Annotated in this window: 12 protein-coding genes; 3 read left to right on the top strand and 9 right to left on the bottom strand. The window is 49.6% G+C overall.

The genetic code is table 11. The features are described 5' to 3' along the window. Positions 1-54 precede the first annotated feature (54 nt). Genes H6F88_RS24970 through hppD form a run of 6 tightly spaced genes read right to left on the bottom strand, consistent with a single transcriptional unit; the run spans position 55 to position 7,448 of the window. The gene (locus tag H6F88_RS24970) at positions 55-2,196 is read right to left on the bottom strand and encodes an AMP-binding protein (RefSeq protein WP_190645507.1); all 2,142 of its coding nucleotides are present in this window, start codon (positions 2,194-2,196) and stop codon (positions 55-57) included. 2 nt (positions 2,197-2,198) lie between these two features. Then, positions 2,199-3,464 carry a cysteine desulfurase-like protein gene (locus tag H6F88_RS24965; protein ID WP_190645505.1) on the bottom strand — a complete coding sequence of 422 codons (1,266 nt, stop codon included), beginning with the start codon at positions 3,462-3,464 and terminating at the stop codon, positions 2,199-2,201. Between the two features lie 40 nt (positions 3,465-3,504). Then, the gene (locus H6F88_RS24960; protein ID WP_190645503.1) at positions 3,505-4,182 is read right to left on the bottom strand and encodes a 2OG-Fe dioxygenase family protein; all 678 of its coding nucleotides are present in this window, start codon (positions 4,180-4,182) and stop codon (positions 3,505-3,507) included. Positions 4,183-4,230: 48 nt separating this feature from the next. Further along, positions 4,231-5,148 (bottom strand): hypothetical protein, encoded by a 918-nt coding sequence (locus H6F88_RS24955; RefSeq protein WP_190645501.1) that lies wholly within the window; start codon positions 5,146-5,148, stop codon positions 4,231-4,233. Positions 5,149-5,151: 3 nt separating this feature from the next. After that, positions 5,152-6,324, bottom strand: a complete 1,173-nt coding sequence (locus H6F88_RS24950) for a homogentisate 1,2-dioxygenase (RefSeq protein ID WP_190645500.1) — start codon at positions 6,322-6,324, stop codon at positions 5,152-5,154. Between the two features lie 32 nt (positions 6,325-6,356). Continuing rightward, positions 6,357-7,448, bottom strand: a complete 1,092-nt coding sequence (gene hppD / locus H6F88_RS24945; protein ID WP_190645498.1) for a 4-hydroxyphenylpyruvate dioxygenase — start codon at positions 7,446-7,448, stop codon at positions 6,357-6,359. A 621-nt stretch (positions 7,449-8,069) separates the two neighbouring features. On the opposite strand from hppD, the gene H6F88_RS24940 reads away from it, so the two are divergent. Both H6F88_RS24940 and fahA read left to right on the top strand, forming a co-directional pair. After that, positions 8,070-8,960, top strand: coding sequence for a hypothetical protein (locus tag H6F88_RS24940; protein ID WP_190645496.1), 891 nt, complete (start codon positions 8,070-8,072; stop codon positions 8,958-8,960). Further along, a complete protein-coding gene (gene fahA, locus H6F88_RS24935) occupies positions 8,957-10,267 on the top strand; it encodes a fumarylacetoacetase (RefSeq protein WP_190645495.1) in 1,311 nt (436 codons plus the stop codon). Before H6F88_RS24940 ends, fahA begins: the two co-directional genes overlap by 4 nt. Before the next feature lie 44 nt (positions 10,268-10,311). Here the strand turns inward: fahA and H6F88_RS24930 are convergent, their stop codons facing one another. Further along, positions 10,312-10,710, bottom strand: coding sequence for a tetratricopeptide repeat protein (locus tag H6F88_RS24930; RefSeq protein ID WP_190645493.1), 399 nt, complete (start codon positions 10,708-10,710; stop codon positions 10,312-10,314). A gap of 520 nt (positions 10,711-11,230) precedes the next feature. Further along, complete coding sequence (locus H6F88_RS24925) at positions 11,231-15,073, bottom strand: AAA-like domain-containing protein (RefSeq protein WP_190645491.1); 3,843 nt, start codon at positions 15,071-15,073, stop codon at positions 11,231-11,233. 218 nt (positions 15,074-15,291) lie between these two features. Between H6F88_RS24925 and H6F88_RS24920 the strand changes: the two genes are divergently transcribed. Continuing rightward, positions 15,292-17,088, top strand: a complete 1,797-nt coding sequence (locus H6F88_RS24920; RefSeq protein ID WP_190645489.1) for an AAA-like domain-containing protein — start codon at positions 15,292-15,294, stop codon at positions 17,086-17,088. A gap of 288 nt (positions 17,089-17,376) precedes the next feature. Here H6F88_RS24920 and tnpA read toward each other — a convergent pair whose 3' ends face one another. Continuing rightward, on the bottom strand, positions 17,377-17,775 hold the full coding sequence (gene tnpA, locus H6F88_RS24915; protein WP_190645487.1) for an IS200/IS605 family transposase: 399 nt from the start codon (positions 17,773-17,775) through the stop codon (positions 17,377-17,379). Positions 17,776-17,948: the final 173 nt, after the last annotated feature.

Raw genomic sequence — 17,948 nt, 5'->3', positions numbered from 1 at the left:
AGCGGAAATGGATGACTGGGTTGCAGTAGCTGGTGCGTCCAGTGATGTTCTCACTTAGTGCTGCCGATCGCGCTCTAGCCCATCCCAAAAGACGGCGATCGTGTTATAACGCTCCCGCAACACCCGACGCAGGACTTTCTGGGAGGCGGTGCGAGGTAAGGACTCCACGATGACGAGATCGCGCACTTTAAACAACGGATTAAGCTGCTGGGCGATCGCCTGCTGGCACTGCGTCTGTAAGGCTGCTGACGTTAGCTCAGTCCCTAGTCGTACAACGGCATAGATAACCAGTTGGCTTGGTCCCCCTGCCGGAGGCGAGACCGCGATCGCTGCCGTTTCCTGAATCTCCTCTAGCTGATTGAGCACCCGTTCAATCTCAGCCGAACTGACCTTAATGCCGCTTAAGTTCATTGTGTCATCTACTCGACCACAGACGCGGTAGTAGCCGTTTTCAAAGCGTTCTAGATAATCACCGTGTCGCCGCAGGGGAGTTATGGATGCAGCAGCAGCAGCTGGTAAATTGCCCCTGGATGGGTCGTTCGGCAATCCCTTCCACCGGGGAGTGTCAGCAAAATATACGTGATGGTGGTCTTGGTTGAGCAGGGTTGTGGAAAGTCCTATCGCAGGGGGCACAATAAACGCTTCTCCTTTGTCAGTAGGTTGACCGTTTTCATCGAGCAGCACTACACCCAGACCCAAGGCGGGAGTGGTAAAGGTTGCTGGCGCACAGGGTTGAACCAGCGTCCCAGTGATGTAACCACCGCCAATTTCAGTGCCGCCGCAGTACTCGACAATGGGACGATAGCCAGCCAGCGACATTAAATACAGCATGTCCTGTGGATTTGCACATTCTCCAGTCGAGCTAAACGCTTTGATGGCGCTCCAGTCTAGTCCCTCCATGCAGTGAGTCGTTCTCCAGACATTGACCAAACTGGGGACAACTCCCAGCATCGTCACCCGCGCTGCTTGAATAAATTCGCCGTAGCCGCGAGTGGTGGGTGCACCATCGTACAGCGCGATCGTCGCTCGGTTAATCAAGCTGGCGTAGATCAGCCACGGTCCCATCATCCAGCCTAAACTGGTTGACCAAGCCACCACATCTCCTGGATACAGGTCGTGATGCAAATGACCATCCGCAGCACACTTAATTGGGGTGATTTGCGTCCAGGGAATCGCTTTCGGGTCGCCAGTTGTACCCGAGGAGAACAAAATATTGGTGGGGTCCATAGCCAATCTTGGCACCGCGTTAAAGGTGTCGTTCTCGCTGAGAAAATTGCGCCAGGTCAAATCTCCTGGGCGGACCACTACAGGATCAGCACATTCAGAAAGCACGATCGCCAGGGGCGCGTTGGCTGCTATCACTTTGTGGTAAAGCGGCAAGCACTTGCCCCCCCAGTACATCACATCTTGGGTAAAAATTGCCCTGGTGTGGGCGATTCGCAGCCGTGCGGCGATTTCTGCTGGTGCAAAGCTATCGGCGATCGACACGACGATACAACCTGCTTGGACAATGCCCAGGTAAATTGCCACGGACTCAGGCGTCATCGGCAGATCAATGGCAATCGCCTCCCCCGGTTGCACTCCCAAATCCACCAAACCATGAGCAACACGGTTGGCAAGGCAGTGTAACTCCTGATAAGTCCACATCCTCAGTGACTCACTGCGGGATTGCCGTTCTGAGCTAAAGATAATCGCTGGTGCAGTGGCAGAGGCTTGAAAACAGCTTTCGACAATATTGAGGCGAGCATCAACCAACCATTGCGGAGATTCCACACCCTGAGATAAATCGACAATCTGGCTGTAGGGCTGCTGTAGGCGAATGCCGAGCCGTTGCACCATCCGGTCCCAGAATTTAGCCCGGTTCTCAATAGACCAGGTGTGCAGTTGCGAGTAAGTCTTCAGTTGTAATGCCTGCATCAAGGCAACAATGTTGGTAGACTGAGCTTGCATTTGCGTCGGAAACCAAGCCGGGGGCATTCCCTGGGTTACATCCCAATCACAGAAAGCTGTTTTGTACAACAATTCGTGTAGGGAAAACGGGTGTTTGGGTGTTAGCAAATGCTGAGTCAGATCCTGCCAGCAGGCGATCGCAGGTAGCGTTGCGAGGGATTGGTTAATGTGGGGCAGGATTTCAGTAGCGGTCTCTGCTGTCACATCGCAGGCGATGATCTGCTCCAGAGAAAGTTGCTTTGCCATCGCTACCCCCTGTTAAGGTGAAAGTGTGACGTAGTAATCTCATTCAGAGCTTTCAGCAAACGATTCACTTCAGCCTCGGTGTTGTAGTGGACGAGTCCAATACGCACAAAGCCACCGCTTGCTTCAAGCTCTAGCCGTTGCGTCAGTCCTAACGCATAGAAGTTGCCATGCCAGACAAAAATTCCCCGATCGCCCAATTCTTTTGCAACCGCGTAGGGAGTCTGCCCCTTCAAACGCAGGGCAACGGTGGGAGTGCGCCAGCTAAAGCGACTCGGTTCCGTAATGCCGTAAATGGTCAGATCTGGAATTTGTAACAATCCCGGAATCAACAGTCGGGCTAACTTCCGTTCATAGTGCTGGATTGCTTCCATCGCTTGTATCAGGGCAGCCCGATTCCCCAACTGGGGTGAAATCCGATGACCGAGTTCGGTCAGATAATGCAATGTTGCAATCAGCCCTGCCATGCCTTCATGGTTCTGGGTGCCTGTCTCCCAGCGACCAGGAACATCGTCGGGGGTGGGTCGCACCTTATAAGGAAGAAGCCGCGCCAGATGTCTCCGTTTGCCGTATAGAATGCCAATGTGAGGACCAAAAAACTTATAGGCAGAACAAGTGAGAAAATCACAATCCAATGTCTGCACATCGATCGGTCCGTGGGGCACATAGTGAACCGCATCAACAAAAACTAAAGCTCCCACCGCATGGGCAACGCGCACCACGGTAGCTATATCATTGATAGTGCCGACGGCATTAGAGGCATAGCCGATCGCCACCACCCGTGTCCGCTCATTCACCATTTGTTCCAGACTATCCATGTCCAGCGTACAATCCTGGGAATTAATATCGACCACACGAAGGACTACGCCCTCTGCTGCCAAGGTAGACCAGGGTGTGACATTGGCATCATGATCCAGGCGGGTAACAATGATTTCATCTCCCGGTTGCAGCTCTCGTCCGATCGCCCGACTGATGGCAAAGGTCAGGGTTGTCATGTTCGCCCCAAACACGACTTCGTCTGCATCGCAACCCAGCAGACTTGCGACAGCCGAACGGGCAGAGGCAATCAGACCATCGGTCTGGGCACTGGTCAGAAAGGCTCCGTGGGCATTGGCGTTGGAATGCAACAGGTAGTCGCCCATTGCTGCGATCGACGTTCGTGGCACCTGAGTCCCACCGGGACCATCAAAGAAAACAATGGGTTGACCGTTGAGTTCCTGCTGAAGTGCCGGAAATTGCTCACGAATCCAGTCCAGATCGAGAGAAGTCATAACGATCTCCTAATATAGAATTGCCTCGTGCTGCCAACCATTAGTTTTTTCCAGGCATTAATCCAGGGCAGGTGAAAACAAAGACATCCCGAATGCCCTGTTTAATGGAGCTGGTTTTGATTTCAGAAGTGAAATGGAAAAATTGTCGATCGCTGAATACCAGCAGTTCATCCGGATTGAGAATTTTGTCAAAAATTGGCTGCTCCTGCCTGGATCGATAAAGATGAGTTTCTCCACCTTCAACACCTCTCCGTTGGACGCAGAAAATTCCCACCAGATCGACCCCATCCCGGTGAACTCCTTCAGGAGCTGGACTTCCCATGTGCTGGCTGGAACTGGTAATGCGAATCTGGTGAACGCCAATCTCGTTGGCTGTTGAGCAAAGTTTGCAGAATTCAAAGAACTCTAAAACCGTTTTTTGAAAATCCTCCAGCTCAATCAGGGCATCCACTAACTCTGGATACTCTCTGACAACATTACCCAGCAAGGAATTGTAATCTTTTGTCTGAAAAAAGAGTCTATGCGGTAAATGAACCAGACGATCGGCTTCAACTCTAAAGTGAGATAAACGCCGGAAACGATAACTGCCTTTCAGATAAGGATCAACAGGAAGATCATCAAAGAATGGCTTCAGTTTATCTATGTCAACAGTAGTCAGCGCTTCTAATGCATAACTGGTAAAAGAGTTAACATTCTGGTTCTTCAATGACAAAAGCATTCTTTCAGCCTCCTGGCTCAATGATTTCATTGCACTGACAGTTCAAAATCAGGCGTAAATGGCGTTTAGCCGATCGCGCTCTAGCCCATCCCAAAAGACGGCAATCGCATCCAAGATCTCCTGACCGCCCTGGATAAACTTGGTTCGAGCAAATCCTGGTTGGAAATAGACCGCTTCCAGTTCTTCCAGGGTGTGTCCGGCATGTTGGGCTTCTACACGGTTATGCCAGGTGAAGAATGCTAGTCGCAGTTGGGGATGACGCAGTTGTTTAATCTGCATCAAGCCATCTTCTAACTCTTGCCAGAAGCCTGCTGCCGCCCAATTTTCCACAGCAAAACTGGCACCCTCGGCAATATTGGCATCGTCGCTGCCGTAAAGGCGTTGCAGTTCATCACAGAAGTACAGTGTAGTGGCGCTCCCGTGCTTCCGTTGACCAATGTCCTCATAGTGCAGCCCCAGCCCCTCGGCTACGGCAGTCAGCCACTCAAAATGAGCCGCCCGGAAGCGACAGATGCCGCCATCCACCGTTCCTTCGGTGCTGACAAATTCCGGGTCGCCTCCTCGATCTTTTTCCTCGTCTGTTTGAGTTGTCTGGGTATTCGCTGTACCGCTCAACTTGCGATAAATTACGCCCAATTCATTCAGCAAAATCTCTCGACTGGCGCGAGACTGTTGCAGGGTGGGCGAGTTAATCACCTTCAACAGAGCCGCAACTAAAAATTGATTGGAAAAGACAGAAAACTGCTGGATGAAATACCGCAATTCCTCATCGGTCGCGTTGCCTGCTTGGAACCAGCGCGTGTAGGCATTGTCGGTGAGGATGCGGTGCTGAAAAATGACCCGATCGACCTGATTGAGAAAGTCTTGAAACTCATTCACCCGCGATCGGGTTAGCTCTCCGTTCTGTAACCGCGTTTGGATTCTGGGAGAGATCGTCAGTGAATGAGCATTAGGGGTAACGACCATAAATCAACTGCTCCTTCGATCAACTGTCCAACTGTAGGCATACTGCGAGTCCTCGAGGTCGATCGCCTGGCGGGTGAACTGCAACGGGCGAAACGTATCGATCATCACCGCCACTTCGTCCGTTCGCTCCTGACCAATTGAGGCTGCATACTTTCCGGGATGGGGACCATGAGGTAATCCGCTGGGATGCACCGTGAGAGACGATCGCTCTATGCCGTTGCGGGATAGAAAGTTCCCTTCCACGTAATACAGCACTTCATCTGAATCGACATTCGAGTGGTTGTAGGGAGCGGGAATTGCCAACGGATGATAATCCAAAAGCCGTGGCACAAACGAGCAGATCACAAATCCCGGTGCTTCAAAGGTTTGATGAACGGGTGGCGGCTGGTGAACCCGTCCAGTAATCGGTTCAAAGTCAGCAATGTTGAAGGCGTAAGGATAGAGATGACCATCCCAGCCCACCACGTCCATTGGATGATGGTGATAGGTGTAGGCTGTGATGCGATCGCGCGCTTTCACGCGGACTTCAAACTCACCCACCTCATCGCGAGGAACTAATGCTTCGGGTGGTCGCAAATCCCGCTCCCCGTAAGGTGAGTGTTCTAAAAACTGTCCCTCACGATTGAGGTAGCGGGTCGGTGGGGTAACGTGTCCCTGGGCTTCAATCACCAGCAGCCGTTGGAGAACACCCACATTGGGTAGGAGACGCCAAAACACACCTGTGGGAATCACCAAGTAATCCCCAGGACGATAGTGCAGTAAGCCGTATTGGCTCTCCAACACACCGCTGCCGTCATGGACAAACATCACCTCATCCCCATGGGCAAAGCGATACCAATAGGGCATGGGTTCTGTCGGTTGCGCCACCGAGATACAGACATCCGCATTTGCCAGCAGGGGAATGCGAGATGAAATTGCATCGCCTGTACTCATGCTTTGGGCAGTGCGTAAATGGCGAGGCTGTAAAGCGCCAGGCTGCTCAAATTCCAGGGCGATCGTTTGCACTAGCCGCACGGCATCTACCTGAGTAGGTGGGTGCAGATGATAGAGCAGCGATTGAATTCCCGTAAAGCCATGTATTCCCATCAGCTCTTCGTGGTACAACGAGCCATCCGGTTGACGGAATTGCGTATGGCGCTTCTTAGGAATCGTACCGAGACGGTAATAGTACGTCATGGTTTTGTACCGATTTGCTCAACTGCTGCCCCTCATAAATTGCCGCGCAACGCCTGTTCTCGCTCGATCGCCTCAAACAGTGATTTGAAATTGCCTTCGCCAAAGCTTTGCGCTCCGTGCCGTTCAATGATTTCAAAAAATAGGGTGGGCCGGTCTTCAACGGGTTGCGTAAATATTTGCAGAAGATACCCCTCCTGATCGCGATCGACCAGAATTCCTAGATCTGCCAGTTGGTCGATCGGTTCATTAATGTCGCCCACGCGGGTGGTTAAATTGTCGTAATACGTTGTGGGAATCCGAAGAAATTCAACACCAGCCTCTCGCAACTGAGTGACGGTTTGAATGATATTGGCAGTTGAGCAGGCAATGTGCTGCACTCCCGGTCCTTGATGGTATTCCAGGTATTCTGCAATTTGGGATTTTCGCTTGCCTGGAGCAGGCTCATTGATCGGTAGTTTGATTTTGCCAGAGCCGTCCTGCACCACTTTAGACATCAGCGCGGAGTATTCAGTCGAGATCGCTTTGTCGTCGAAATGCACCAGTAGCTCAAAGCCCATCGTGTCCGCAAAGAATTTAACCCAGCGCTCCATAGCACCGAGTTCAACATTGCCAACAACATGATCAATGGTTTGTAGTCCAGCTGTGTGGTTATGAGGCCGGGTGGGTTGCGGCTGAAATTCTGGGGCAAAAATGCCGTGATACTCGGTGCGATCGACAAACTTGATCAGCACATCGCCATAGGCACGGATAGCGGCGTAACGCAATAAGCCATGCTCATCCTCAGCAGTGGTAGGGGGAATAACGCCGACCGCCCCGTGTGCCGTCACGTGCTTATAAGCGGCGATCGCATCGGGTACCGCCAGGGCAATCACTGCCACATGATCACCATGTTTCAGCACGCTATGAGCCATCAGGTGGTCAGGACCGACTGCTGTACTGAAGACAAAGCGAATATCGCCTTGCTCCATTACATAAGAGGCAACTTTACGGCTACCGGTTTCTAACCCGCAATGAGCGGTATTGGTAAACCCAAATAATGTTTCATAAAACTTGGCGGCTTGCCACGCATTGCCTACATAAAACTCAAGGTGATCGAAGCCAAGGACAGGAAAAAAATCAGTCATGTGATTCCTCCCTCTATTAGGAAGAATTGATTATTTGTAGCGATTGAGGACAAATGTTAAAGAACAGATTACAGACATTGCACATAAAACTTGCGCGAGGCGATCGCGACTAATTTCAACAAAAAATACTCAACAAATTTCGATTCAAAAATTGTTAAGTCAATCACCGAGTTCAAAACACTAGAAAGCTTGCAAACTCTCTATCATTCTTTGAGGCGAGTGGCTTAACTTAAACTGAGAGTCCATAAGTAAATTATAGATTTATTGTCTAGGTTCGCCCAGTTGAAGTAACTAATTATTAAGGCTATCTTGACATCTATCACTAATAGAATAGCTATAATTCCTGTCTGTTTTATACGTCTACAGAAGCAAGTTTTTCAATTGGTTCAGTGCGACAAAAAGTTAATCACATTGTTAATAGAAATTTGATCAGAATGTCGAATTTCTGTTGCAAAACTGTACAAATTATTTGCAAACTTTTTTATCCAAAACGCCTAACCTCTCTAGCGCTAGATGGAGTTAAGCAAAAACTCGACTATGATTAGATTCTCATTGGTAGCAACACTCACTCTTCACTACTCTTTCCTGCTGCCTGATGTTTGAAAAGAGGAGATACATCGCGTGTTACTCTCCCTTAAACAACTGCTCTCGGCGGTCGTAGATTATGCTGGATTGTTTCCTCCTGCCCAGTTGAGTCTACCCGAAGCGCTAGCAACCTACGATCGCGCTTGGTCTTCTCCCCATCACTGGATGCTTGGTCACTTTGTGGTACCAGCCTCACGATTACCTGAACTAATTCAACTTTTGCCAGGCTTGCCTAGTCGGAGCAGTTCCTCTCAGCCCTGGACACTGAGCGTCATTCTTTCGTCAAACTGGGTAGCCGAACTTGAGCAGATTCACCAGCTCAGCCATGCCACTAGCCAAATTTTGATTCGCGCCTTGGAGGTTGCACCGTTACCACCAGACAAGATCCAGCAGGTTTACCAGCATTTACCGACAGAAGTAACCGCTTTCTTTGAAATTCCGTTTGGTGTGGATTTGGCACCTTACCTGAAAATTTTGCAGCAGCCCGGTACTGCTGCAAAACTGCGCACAGGCGGACTCACCCACGATGCCTTTCCTGACGGCAAACAGCTTGCTCAGCGAATACTATCTCTAGCCGAAGCTCAGATTCCCTTGAAAGCTACAGCGGGATTACATCATCCTTTGCGAGGTCAGTACTGCTTAACCTCTCAAGCTGACAGTGCCCCCGCCACCATGCATGGTTTTTTAAACGTACTGTTGCTGGCAGCTTTGGCTTATCAAGGCAGTATTAGTGGTGATGAAGCAGTGGCAATTTTGGAGGAGCGATCGCACCACTCGTTCCAGTTCACCGATACGACTATCCATTGGCGGAAACACTCCCTTACCTTGTCTGAAATTGAACGCTCCCGGCAGCAGTTCTTCCACTCGTTTGGTTCCTGTTCGATTCAGGAGCCGATTGCCGATCTTGATCATCTGGAACTCCTATGATTTGTGCTATTGATGCCACTCACGATCGAAACCTACGAAGCTGGGTTGAGTCAGCAAACACAGCCGACACGGAGTTCCCCATTCAAAATTTACCGTTTGGGGTATTTCAAAGATCGGGCAGCAGTGATGCACCGCGAATTGGGGTGGCGATCGGCGATCAGATTTTAGATTTGGCTGCATGTTGCACCCTTGGGCTATTGGCAGCCCTGCCTGAGTCTCTACAAGTCGCCTGTGCAGCGCCAACTTTAAATGCTCTGATGGCGATGGGGAAAACAGCCTCATTCCCGTTACGCCATCATCTAAGTCAATTACTGCGGACGGGTCAGGAACCATTAGCCGCTAGCCAAATCCTCATTCCCAGAACAGACGTGCAGATGCAGTTGCCTGCCACGATTGGGGACTACACAGATTTCTATGCCTCGATTTTTCACGCTACGAATGTTGGCAAGCTGTTTCGTCCTGACAATCCACTATTACCGAACTACCAACATGTGCCGATCGCTTACCACGGGCGAGCCTCGTCCATTGTACCCAGCGGTACTCCGATTCAGCGCCCCTCTGGTCAACAGAAACGCCCTGAGGATAAAGCTCCCAACTTTGGTCCCTCCCAAATGTTGGACTACGAGCTGGAAGTGGGATGCTTTGTCGGGATGGGGAATGTCTTAGGAGAAGCGATCGCCCTGACTCAAGCCGAAGACCATCTGTTTGGACTTTGTCTGGTGAATGACTGGTCAGCGCGAGATATTCAAGCCTGGGAGTATCAACCCCTTGGACCCTTTTTAGGTAAGAGCTTTGCCACAACGATTTCTCCCTGGGTAGTGACGATGGAGGCGCTTGCACCCTTTCGCGGCTCTGCCTTTACCAGAACCTCTGATGCCCCAGAAACCTTACCCTACCTCACAGACTCGGTCAATCAAGCGCAAGGTGGCATAGCTCTGACCTTGGAGGTGTTCCTGACTTCTGCTCAGATGCGTCAAGCAGGAATTGCCCCTTTGTGCCTGAGCCGTAGTCCGTTTCAACAGATGTATTGGACCGTGGCGCAAATGCTCACCCATCACACCAGCAACGGCTGCAATCTTCGTCCTGGAGATTTGTTAGCCAGTGGCACTGTTTCGGGCGCTGACGCTGGTACTCAGGGGTGCTTATTAGAAATCACCCAGCGCGGCAAGCAACTCCTGACGCTACCCACTGGTGAAGTGCGATCGTTCCTTCAAACGGGGGATGAAATAACATTTCGGGGGTATTGTGACCGGCAGGGTTATCCCCGAATCGGATTTGGTGAGTGCCGGGGACAGGTGATCAGTTAGCTTCATCGTTCATCATTATCCTCTGCCAAAAACAACTCACAAGTTTAAGCATAAACAAAAGGAATCAGCTTTTGTTTGAGCCAAACGTCGTCCCAAGCATGCAAATAAAGTGGATCAGGATGAAGCGCAATAGCACGATCGTAGGCTTCCAAAGCAGAACCTTGCGCCCCCATCTCTGCTAGCAAAAGTCCTCGGTTAAACCAAGCTTGATGGTAGGTCGGATTAAGTGCGATCGCCCTATCGTAACAACTGAGTGCCTCAGCTTGACGCTGCAACGCACTTAACGCATTAGCACGATAATTCCAGGTTTGACAGTTCTTGGGTTCAAGGCTTAAGGCACGATCAAATGCAGCGATCGCTGCTTGATATTGTTCCGCCCCACAAAGAGCACAACCCTGTGCTTGCCAGTCAGACGGAGAATAGATATCTTGTACAGAATTCATAGTTTATACCTTTGGTGACTCTCTGATGACTCTGCTTGGGACAATGCGGTTTGAGTGGGCGATCGCTGAATTGTACCTTCTCCGTATCCTAAGTCGTACTGGCCGAATTGCTCTGGATCATCTCTAGTGAATCCTTAGAGCGACTACAGCAACTATCCTCTTTGCCACGACTAACCCAATCCTCCTCACCTATCCTGGGAACGTTGCTCACTCTTCCTATTCTCGGCACTGCAAACAATTAATTTGGGTCTATAGTTTGAGCACTCTCTCTTGTTTTAGCGCGCTTGCTGATCAGTTGGCTCAACCATTAGACAGTTTTAGCCGAACAGCCCAGACTACTGTATAAACAGAGTGGAAGTGTCACACTTGTTAAGACGACAAACAAGATGTTACTCGACACAAGAATTATCGTGCTTATTCTTCAATTTCTCCGATTAAGTTGACAATACCTCGCTTAGTGGTGCAGAAAACTTTTTGAGGACTCATGAATGAAATGTTGCATAGCTTTACCACAGAGTATTTATTCGGGAGAGCAGTTCAGCCTACTACGCAATTCTGGATGCTGAGTGAAGTAGGGGCTTAGCCAGGAGCAACCTTGTTCTAGGAGAGTTGATAATTTTGGAATCTGCCACTGATACACCCTATTGCTATTGCCAACGCTGAAAATCGATTGTCCATCATCACTAAAGCTGACATTCTGAATGGACTGTGGCAGTGTGATGTCGCTCATCAATTGCCCGTCTACTGTCCATAGCCTCAATGTGTTGCCGGCAACAGTGATAAAGCTATAGCTATCGGGACTAAACATAACGCGGTAAATGGAGTCTGTATGTGCTGTAAAGTCATTTAATAAATGCCCTTGGCGATCCCAGAGTTTAATATTGCCGTTTATCCCAGTAACTGCAAAATACTCTCCATTTGGGCTAAATTCAATCGCGTAAGCTTCGGGTTGAGATTGATCCAGCGTTTTGACTAGCTTTCCTTGAGCAGTCCAAATTTTTACAGATCCGTCATAGCCTGTGGTAATCAAGTGTTGCTCATCGGGGCTAAACTGCATGGCGATAATGCTCGACTCGTGAGCTTTCACAGTTGCCAAAACGTCTCCACTTGCAGACCATAACCTCAGGTTTCCGTCCGTTTGACCTACTGCAAAATAATTGCCGTTGGGGCTAAGACTTGAAGTACTGATAGATGTTTGGGACGACAAGTGAGTTTGCAATAGTTGCTCTCCTTGACGATTCCAAAGGACAATCTGGTTGTTGTTGGCAATACCTGCGATATAGCTACCATCATGGCTGAGGGCAAGGGAACTAGTGTAGGGGAGGCTACCTGTTAACTCCTGAAGGAGTTGACCTTCTGAATTCCATAGGCGGATTAACCCCTCTTCTCCGGCGATCGCCACTACCTGACCATTCTGACTAAATTGAGCATGAGGATGAGATTGCCCAGATACATCTAGCGTTGCTACTTGCCGCCCTGCCATATCCCACAGCTGAGCCTTGCCTGCCGTATCGATACCAATCACGCGATTAGTTTGCTCGTTTAGATCTGCTATTGGCATCAAGCCAGACGTAGCCCCTTGTAGCGGATACTGGTTTGGGCTTTGCAGGTTCCATGTTTGAATCGTGCCAGCAGTTGAAAAGGTGAGCAGGCGATGCGAAGCAGTTCCCCCTTCGGGGTCATCGCCCTCTGGAGCAAACCAGGCATTGAGAATTCGACCTTGTCCTCGCACAATTGAAACGCTTGGCTGAGATGATTTGACTTGTTGCCGCAGGTAAATATTGCCAGAGTAATCGCTAAAGATGAGATGATCACCTTGCGGACTGACCTGCAAGTTTGGCTGCATTGGAGTGATTTGTGAATCAGGACGGACGTTAGGCACCTTTGGAGAGTGTTGTTCTCCAGTAGGTGTCCAATGGCTCACCTCACCATTGACGGTAATTACAACGATTTCATCGCTGGATATAAACTGAGCATCAGCAATTGATTTGTATAAACCATTGCCGTCATCCGGAAACCTAATCTCGCCAAGGCGATCGCCATCCAGCGTCCACACTTGAGCGATGCCATCCATGCCGACGGTAAGTAAATGCTGATTATTAGGACTCCAGTGCATCTTCTCGTGAGGAGAGGCTTTGAAACTGGCTAGAGTTTGACCGTCGCGTGACACAATTTTTACATTGCCTCGCTCGTCAATTGCCGCCAGATGTTGTCCATCCGGACTGAAGTGAACTGCATGAAGATTGCCCTCAAAGCCCTCCACTTTGAACTGGTAGCGTCCTTGAGATGACCAGATATCGATGGCTCCAACGCTAGCTACGGCTAGCCATTTACTATCGGAACTAAATGCTAGAGCCCACACTGAACGGTTTTCAGGCTGTTGAAATTCTTGCAGGCGATCGCCCTGTCGATTCCACAGTCGGATCTTGCCATCATATCCAGCAGTGGCAAACATTTGACCATCAGGGCTAAACTGCATTGCTAACTCACTTCCACCATGATTTCCTAAATCAGCAATCAAGGTTCCTTGAGTCGTCCACAGTTGGGCTTTAGGTGGTTTCCCAGTAGAGTCAGAAGCAGAAGCCGTTAGCACCAATTCTCCATCGGGGCTAAATTGGGCTGCACCTAGATCAGACGGAAAGCCTGTCACTCGATTTTGTTCATGAATCTGGTTTAGAACAGTGTGCAAAGCCAGAACGGGACTGGTCGCCGGATATTCAGATAGGGAATGATTGCCTTTCACCAGTTGATTAAGTTCTGCTCCTGCCTCCATTGCCGCCACCAAAGCATCCAGTTGAGAGGTCTCAAACTGTCGCAGAACGCTCATTCCCTGTTGCTCTAAACGTGTGCCTGTTAAAGCAATTTGCTGTTTTTGTAGGGCAATACTGGCAAATGTCCCTGCGATCGCGGCTCCTATCACAGAGACAGCCAGCACCAGTGAACCAATTTGAATTCGGCGCTTTGCCTTGTGGTTAGCGATCGTCAAAATTTGATTCGCTTTGGCGATCGCTTCCTTTTCCTGCTTTTCAATGTCCCAGCCAATTTGAACCTCTAACTTCTCTAGTTGAATGGTGCGATTTTCAGCGTCCTGACTTGCCGCCAAAAATTGGTAATCCTCATTGCTCAAGCTTTTGCCTGCCGACCAATTCAGCGCTTCTCGTAGCGATTGTCCTCGCAGTAAGCGAGAACTGTCTTCGCGGTTAGAAGCGATCCAGGCGGCGATCACATCGTTGTAAATCCGCAGATTACCCAACTGCTCACTCACCCAATCGGCATCAAACACCGTTTCATAAATCCGGTTAGCGACCCACACTTTGCCCTGGCGCTGCACCACCAAACCCGACAGTTTCAGCGCCATTTGCTCCGCCGAATCATCCGCCAGAATGGAGCGGTCGGGAGCCAACAAGATCTGTTGATAAAGCCCCAATAGTCGCCCTGCTCGTTGCTCATTGCGGAGGAGGCGATCGCGTATGGTTTTCAAATGTTCTGGATAGTCCTGCGCTTCCCAATTGGTGAGAAGATGAGTTTGAATCAGACGATCGACATCACTTTCTCGCTCTTTTACTAATAGCTGACACACCTTTTGAGTAAGGAATGGCTGTCCACCCGTCCAGCCCAGGATGGTACGCAACGCGGCTTGAGGATCATCAACAGCTTCTGTTAAACCATCTGCTAAGAGTTGTGCCTCATGCTCTGCAAACCCATATAAATCGATCGCTCGACCAATGTTGAAAGGAGTGCGTTTGGTATCGCTGATCAAATCACTAGGGGTAGCAACTCCCAACAAGGCAAACGTGAGACGACGATAGGCTGGATGATGGGCTCGTTTGTTGTAGCAGGCGCGGATCAGCACAAAGAAATCGTCTAGTGAGTCCCGAAAACTGAGAACACTGTCGATCTCATCAATAAAGATGACAATCGGTTGAGACTGCTTGAGTAAAATCTCTTCGAGCAGTTGGCTGAACCGCTGAACGGGTGAAAGGGAGCCGCGATCGCTCCACCAGGTCATAAACTCTCTGGAGCTAAACACGTTCAGGTTGCTCACGAGCTTATAGGCAACGCCGCCATACCACTGCTCTAGTGATACTTGATTGCCAATATCGGAAATGTCGATCGTGACACAAGCAATTCCCTCTGCCTGTAACCGATTCATCACCTGCACCTGAAGGCTCGATTTACCCATCTGGCGCGAATTCAACACATAGCAAAACTCTCCTGCCTTCAGCCCCTCATAAAGGTCAAGGTCAGCCTGCCGCTGAACATAGGTAGGAGCATTTTCAGGTAATGTGCCGCCCGCCTGATAGTAGGAAGCGATCGCTCCTTCAGAGAAACCGTTTTGTATCGCCTTGTTGTGTGCCGTCATAGTGTTGAGACGCTAAGTGAGAGAAATAGATTCTGGTGTAAACCTGTCTTCTCCTATGAAACTAGGGCAGTTGATGAGTTCAAGCAGGAGAACTTTGCGCTGCGATTGACTTGCTATCGACTTTATCGACATACTATCGGGTTTATCTCATTGGTCATAATTGAAATTGCCAGTACAAAATTCTGGATTGCCAGGTTCATTCCCCCTACCTCCTGCCCATGCCGCGATCGCTTAAACTCCGTCAATCCTGCATCTCCCACGTTAAGCTGTCTCTGTTGCGAAATGGCTTTCCCAGTCAACGACTGCTAGCAGATCAGCTTGAGATTGCTCAATCAACAGTTAGCCATTTCCTCAATGGTAAACCTGTCGATTTTGTCAATTTTGTAGAACTCTGTCAGACGTTGGGACAAGACTGGCGTGATCTGGCAGATTTAGGAACAGAACCGCAAGGAGAACAGCAGGAAGCGAACAGACAGGATGCTGTAACTGTTTTAATCAGTGGAGACGCGAGTTGTGCCGAGTTAATCACGCAGCTCCAGCAGGCTTTTACTCAGACACAGCATCGAGTAACGATCGCCCCAAGAGGGGAACAGCTTCGCTTTGCCCCCACCCCTCTTCTATCCGTCGAAAACGTTCAATCCTCCGACTATTGGCTGCTACTGTTAACAGAACAATCTGCTGTTAGTGAAGCAACGCTGGCAAACATTCAGCTTGCTCAGGAGTTACAGAAGACGCAACAGCCCACAATTTTACCAATCCTGATCGATTTACCCTGGATGCAGCAGTTGCCGTTTGACCTGTTGGGCTATTTGCAAGACAAACAGCCCTGGCAATGGCAGACAACCGATGCTTCCACACGATTAGCAGCAGCACTGTTGGAAGTTTGGGATCAGCGCCGCAAGTCACTTCCTGTTAACCCTGAATTTGCTATCTCCTGGACAAAGATTACAGATTCCAGTTCTCATGTGCCTGTTCCACCCTTACCCAGTGCGGCTCCTGAAATTCCTGGTGGGCAGATGGACCTTGCATCGCGGTTTTACATTGAGCGGTCACCCATTGAATCACTTTGTTATGAAGCGATCGCCCAACCGGGTGCATTAATTCGGATTAAAGCTCCCCGTCAGATGGGCAAAACCTCACTCATGGCTCGCATTCTGCATCAGGCAAAACAGCAAGGATCGCGAGTTGTACCGCTCAGCTTTCAGCTTGCCAATCAGCGTAGTCTCACCAACTCAGATACATTTCTCCAATGGTTTTGCGCCAGTGTGAGTTTAGAACTGGGGCTCCTCGATCCAGATCAACTCACCAAACATTGGCAACTTGCCGACCTGATTGGCAGCAACCAATGCTGCAAAGCTTACTTTGAACAGTATTTGCTGCCCAGCCTTTCGGCTCCCCTAACGTTGGGGCTGGATGAAGTCGATCGCGTATTTGCGAACCTTGAAATTGCTGATGATTTTTTTGGCTTGCTGCGTGCCCTGCATGAAGAAGCAAAACGGCGAGAGATCTGGAAAAACATTCGTTTGATCGTGGTACATTCCACCGAAGTTTACATCCCGCTAGATGTAAACAAATCTCCGTTTAATGTCGGACTACCGACTGAGTTACCGGAGTTCACACTGCCTCAGGTTGAGGAACTGGTGCAGCGACATGGTCTTTCCTGCCGCTCCAAAGATATTCAAGCTCTAACGGAGGTGATCGGGGGACATCCATTCCTGGTGCGATTGGCACTGTATGCGATCGTCCATCAATCTTTGAGTTTTGAGCAGCTACAAGATACATCTACGACAGACCGCATCTATGCAGACCATCTTCATCGCCACCTCAGCAATCTCGAACGCAACCCCGCTTTAATGCAAGCATTTCGGGAGGTTGTCCTACACGATAGAACCGTGCGGCTCCCCTCCGAACAAGCCTTCAAACTGGACAGTATGGGTCTTGTCAAATTAACAGGTAATGATGTGGTGGTTAGATATCAGCTCTATCGCGATTACTTCCATCGTTGCCTAAATTAGCACATTATCATAAGCTCTGCTTCAAGGCATACCCTAGAAGTGTTGGCTCTTTTTGTGTTGCTCCTTCAATGTCAGCTGCATATCTAACTCCACCAGAATGCTGAATTGCTGACTGTAAGCGGGTTGCATTTTGTTGATAGGACTTGTGACTTAACACTTGCTGAATGACTCCTCGCAATTTTTGGGCAGTCAGATACCCCCAGTAAAGCTGGTGGCTTGATGAGTGTGACCGCCTGGCGGGTGTCCTCGCTGAGGGCTTATCTGTTCAACCGTTAGAATTGCCCGCCTTCATCGGCAATCTTCTTGTTCGCGGATGCAGTGACGTAATGCTTCTAGTTCAAACCCAACCGTTGACACAGCGTATCCTCGTGCCCAGAAATTTTCACCATTGAAATTGCGTTGCTTGCCACTGAATTGACGCGCAATCGCATTCTTGCCTTTGAAAAACTCAACTACCGATGCTACTGCATACTTTGGTGGAATTTCAAGGCACATATGAACAGGGTCTGGCATCAGATGTCCCTCGATGATGCGACACTCCTTTTGCCGCGCTAGCTCATGAAAAATCGGACCGAGAAATTTACGAATCTCTCCGAATATCGTTGTAAGGCAATGTTCGGGTGTGAATACGATGTGATACTTGCAGTCCCACTCGGAATGGGAAAGGCTTTGATACAATTGCGACATGATATTCTCTCCTACGGTTTTGCTTCACCAAGCCACCGTGGGTGTTACTTTACTGCTGCAATGCTCAAAGCTGGTCGAGTCGCACTGGTCGAACCAGTGGCTTACTTCAAGAATTCAGTTAGTTGTTTATTCTTCACTAGTTTCTGCGACAGAGCCCTCTTACCCCACCACTG

This window comes from Oculatella sp. FACHB-28 (assembly GCF_014696015.1).
Lineage (GTDB): Bacteria > Cyanobacteriota > Cyanobacteriia > Elainellales > Elainellaceae > JAAUTN01.
This window is presented reverse-complemented; position numbering and strand designations above follow the sequence as displayed.